This is a genomic window from Solihabitans fulvus (genome assembly GCF_008386585.1).
Taxonomy (GTDB): Bacteria; Actinomycetota; Actinomycetes; order Mycobacteriales; family Pseudonocardiaceae; genus Solihabitans; species Solihabitans fulvus.
Map to the genome: position 1 here is coordinate 1 of NZ_VUOB01000321.1, position 370 is coordinate 370.

Here is a 370-nt window from a genome sequence, read left to right on the forward strand (position 1 = left end):
GGAATGTCACCGACGGCGTGACCTTTACGACCGAATCCCGCCACTAGTACTTCGTCGTTTTCTTCGATGTGGTTTAGGCAACCGTCACGGGGGACGAATGCGGTCACTTTCTTTCCGTTCTTAATGAGCTGTACACGGACGCATTTGCGGATGGCAGAGTTGGGCTGCTTAGCTTCTACACCAACTTTCTCGAGGACGATGCCCTTTGCGTGAGATGCACCACCGAAAGGGTTAGCCTTCCATTTCGTACCCATGTGGGCTTTCTTGAATTCTTTGTCCGCCCATCGCTGTTCACGACGGTGGTTCACGTGCTTACGCGCCGTTCGTATTCCTCGGGGTTTACCCATTTGGATAGCACGACACCAATCGG

1 protein-coding gene is annotated in these 370 nt (G+C 53.2%); it reads right to left on the bottom strand.

What is annotated here, in order from left to right:
- A partial coding sequence (locus F0L68_RS45960) for an uS12 family ribosomal protein (protein ID WP_240543053.1) occupies window positions 1–308 on the bottom strand: 308 nt, incomplete at its 3' end.
- Window positions 309–370 lie beyond the last annotated feature (62 nt).